General features: G+C 46.6%; 3 protein-coding genes. 2 read left to right on the forward strand and 1 reads right to left on the reverse strand.

The window, feature by feature from the left end; translation table 11 throughout:
- Nucleotides 1-158: 158 nt before the first annotated feature.
- Nucleotides 159-368, forward strand: coding sequence for a hypothetical protein (locus ABJK37_RS16570; protein ID WP_348356312.1), 210 nt, complete (start codon nucleotides 159-161; stop codon nucleotides 366-368).
- A 596-nt stretch (nucleotides 369-964) separates the two neighbouring features.
- On the forward strand, nucleotides 965-1,330 hold the full coding sequence (locus tag ABJK37_RS16575) for a hypothetical protein (protein WP_348322716.1): 366 nt from the start codon (nucleotides 965-967) through the stop codon (nucleotides 1,328-1,330).
- Between the two features lie 66 nt (nucleotides 1,331-1,396).
- On the opposite strand, the gene ABJK37_RS16580 is transcribed toward ABJK37_RS16575, so the two are convergent.
- Nucleotides 1,397-2,516, reverse strand: a 1,120-nt coding sequence (locus ABJK37_RS16580) for a Hint domain-containing protein (protein ID WP_348356314.1), incomplete at its 5' end; no start/stop codon positions are given.

Here is a 2,516-nt window from a genome sequence, read left to right on the forward strand (position 1 = left end):
AGGCATTGTGTTTCCCAGAACCTGAAATAAAACCACTTCCCCTGTTCATCTTGCACCCGTGTGAATTTCCGAAAATGCTTCCACATGTCATCCAACGTGCCACCTGACCGTACATAAATCCCAGCCTCTGCGTCCCAGAGGTGCCACGGGGCGTCGGTTTGCGTGAACAGATTGCGGGTGAAGGCATTGCCGTCTTCAAGCTGGACGATCTATGGGGCCACATCCTTCAATTCGTCAAACGCATCGCCCTTGAACAGGCAGCGGTGCACGAGGCCAGATACCTCCAGCAGTTCGGGCAGGTTTGGAAATTTGGCCGCATCAAGGATCGCGTAGGTATGCAGTGGTGTGTCGTCAGGCTGGCCGAATAATGGTTCATATAACGCATCCGGCACGGTCTTCAAAACTGCGACGCCAAACTGTTCATCAAGTGGTTTCACGCCATCGATTGTGTCGATCTACAAAGCTGGTTCGGTGGGCGTTGGCTCGCCTTTGGGCGACTGGACCCAGTAGTCATCAAAATCGTCCGCGTCCAAAGCAAGTCGCCTTTTCACGTTTCAAATACAATCACCCGAAGATCACTCTGGGCTGCAGCAACACAACCATAACGGGCCAATAGGGCGAGGAAAAGGCCACCATTGTTCGTCGTCGAAATATAGGTGAGCCAAGCAGCATAAGTATGCGCCCTTGCTCCGCAATAGAAGGTTGTAGTTGAGAAATATTGAGATCAACGCCATAGTAGTACGCCAAAGTCAACTTTGTGGCCCAACTTCGCAACTAATCACAGTCGCTACAGATCGCTGCTAAGGGCCGGATCTGCTGGGCGTAAGCGATGTGTCAGTCGAAGATCCTGCAACCGATCTAACGGCGGCTGAGAGCCCAGAGTGTTGACTGCTGCGTACGCAACGAACGTCTGCTAATGTAGCAGCAGAAGACATGCTTGCGTTGAAATTTGTGAACCTTACGTATGAAAATTAGAAGATTATTGACCACATTGTTGAGTAGCTCCAAAAAAACGAAAACACCGCTCGACTACCAAAACGATTACCGTCGAGCCGAACTATCCATTGAAATTGCAGATCCCGAACTATCCCCTTTTGGAGAAAAAACCAGATTCTACGATACCCCAATAAAGATAAACCAAAATTTATGTTGCCTGCGCCACGGTCTCGGAAGGCTTGAAGACGCTATCTACTACCTAGAAGAGGCCCTAGCGATTGGCCCCAACAGCATTGCTGGCAGAGCGCTCATTGAAGTGTCTTACATCAAGTACGCGACTTGTTTCACTGATGGCAAGACATCACCTAATGTAAGCGGTGTTTGCAAGATTTAGAACGCCGCTTACAATGAAATTGACTAAACTCGAAATATTATCGATTGATTTCACACGCTGTGTTTTTTACCCGTCAGACAAAATCAATGATTTTGACATTAATGCGGTCTCGTAACTTTTTAAACAATATTTTGCAGGTTCACCATAGGCTTTAGTTCCGCCAATTTCCAATTCTGGAAACAACTCTATGAGTTCATCATATGTATTACTATCCATTTGTGATAAAGTGGTTTCGCCTGGGTAAAAACTCTCAGTTGGTGAACCTTCTGCATAAATAATTTCATGTTGATCAAATAGGACGTGGAAATATTCTACTTCACCACCCTCTGCTCGCGTTATAGTTATGTCGTTTAATAAGCTAACGGCACTTGCTAACACTTGCTCTTCTCCAAATAGAACTTCAGCTTGCCGACCGGTCAATAACATTTTGTGTTGTGGTGAAACGTATAAATCACGCTTATTGTCTAACGTACCGCGTTTAATGCAAATTGGTGCAAATTTACCTTTTGCCTGACGTTTTGTTTTGCTAATCCATCGAACCGGCTGAAGACCATTATCCAATGTTTGAATTAAGTCTCCTGGAGAAAGTGTTTCCACTTCCTTCTCACCTTCGTCAGTTAATATCCGTGTACCACGGGTAAAACAGACCAACATTACGTTATCAATTGCGATGGCTTCGTTCTGTCCATACTCACCGCCGTAAACAGGTGCAAAGCTCAACGTTTGAATGTCAAAGGTCGGTGTGAATTCGAATGTGTAGCCACTCATACCATCAGCAAATTCATTACCATTAAAAGAAACTGCGACGGAACCAAGTGAAACAGCGCCTTGAGGAAGACCCGTCCCGCCTGTACCATCTTGCCCCGCTACTGGACTGCCAAATATTTCAAGATATACGACTCCGTCAAATGCCGGTTCGGAGTTGTAAGTAACGCCAGCATACTTACCTGCTTCTGCATCAAACGTGAGTGTATAGGTATTTCCGGCAGTTAGTGGGTCATCTAAATCTTGGGATATACCTTCACGCCCTGTGGGACCTGTTACCAACCCAACATAGCTATCTCCATCGGTTGGAGTCTGAAAGGCCCACCAGGCAGGTTCACTTCCGTTGTCAAGATAATCAGGCGTAGAGTTATTCCACCTAAACCATGAAGGATTACTCCCCCCACCGGACGAGTTGGCGACG

The sequence above is a fragment of the Paraglaciecola sp. genome, assembly GCF_039964565.1.
In the GTDB taxonomy this organism is placed as follows: Bacteria; Pseudomonadota; Gammaproteobacteria; order Enterobacterales; family Alteromonadaceae; genus Paraglaciecola.